1 protein-coding gene is annotated in these 1,259 nt (G+C 65.2%); it reads left to right on the top strand.

Annotated features, from left to right (window positions below; all coding sequences use genetic code 11):
* Window positions 1-1,259, top strand: a 1,259-nt coding sequence (locus tag BUE38_RS21995) for an Ig-like domain-containing protein (RefSeq protein WP_200802220.1), incomplete at both ends; no start/stop codon positions are given.

The raw sequence follows: 1,259 nt of genomic DNA, 5'->3' as shown, positions 1-1,259 counted from the left end.
ATTCCGCCGGGTGAGCCCGGCGATCCGAGCACACCGACGCCGCCGAGCGAGCCGGGCGATCCGGAGACGCCGGAATATCCCGGCGACCCCGAGGACCCGAGCGACGACATCGATCTGGAGGCCGGTGATTCGCTGCGCGTGGTCGACGAGGCCGGTCTGTCGGATGGCAGTGATGCCGAGGCGACCACCGAGACCACCAGTGGCACCTTCGCCATCGACACGAAGGGCGACAGTCTGCAGAGCCTGGTGATCAACGGCACCGATGTGACGACGGCCGGCAGTGACGGCATTACCGTCAATGGCGAGTACGGCACGCTGACCGTGTCCGAGAGTGGCGGTGAGTATCAGTGGAGCTACACGCTCGACGACAGCACCACCGATCACGAGAGTGAAGGTCCGGCGATCGACAACGTGCGTGACATCTTCAACCTCGAGGTCACCGACAGCGACGGCGACACGGACCAGGCACGTCTGGGCATCGACGTGAAGGACGACGTGCCGACGGCGGTGGACGATAGCGCCGAGACCGCGGAAGACAGCGCGGTCACCTACAACGTGCTGAGCAACAACGACGATACCAGCGATACCCAGGGCGCGGACGGTGCGACGCTGACCGCGGCCAGCCTGCGTGACGACACGCAGGGCACGGTGAGCATTGCGGCCGATGGCAACGTGACCTTTACCCCGGCACCGGGCGTGGAAGGTGACGTGGTGATCGATTACACGATCACCGACGCCGACGGTGACACCAGCAGTGCGACGTTGACGGTGAATGTGGCCGAGGATTCGACGCCGGAGATCGTGATTCCGCCGGGCGAGCCGGAGGACCCGAGCACCCCGCCGGAGGTCCCGGAGGATCCGGAGAATCCGGAATACCCCGGCGATCCGGAGGATCCGAGCGACGACATCGATCTGGATGCCGGTGACTCGCTGCGCGTGGTCGACGAGGCGGGATTGTCCGACGGCAGCAATGCCGACGCTGATACCGAGACCACCAGCGGCACCTTCGCCATCGACACGAAGGGCGACAGCCTGCAGAGCGTAGTGATCAACGGCACTGACGTGACGGCGGCCGGTAGTGACGGCATTACCGTCAATGGCGAGTACGGTACGCTGACCGTCACCGAGACGGATGGCACCTACAGCTGGAGCTACACGCTCGATGCCAGCACCACCGATCACAGCACGGTCGACAGCACCGCGATCGACAACGTGCGTGACATCTTCAACCTCGAGGTCACCGACAGCGACGGCGACAC

Source organism: Halomonas cupida, assembly GCF_900142755.1.
Classification (GTDB): domain Bacteria; phylum Pseudomonadota; class Gammaproteobacteria; order Pseudomonadales; family Halomonadaceae; genus Halomonas; species Halomonas cupida.
This window is presented reverse-complemented; position numbering and strand designations above follow the sequence as displayed.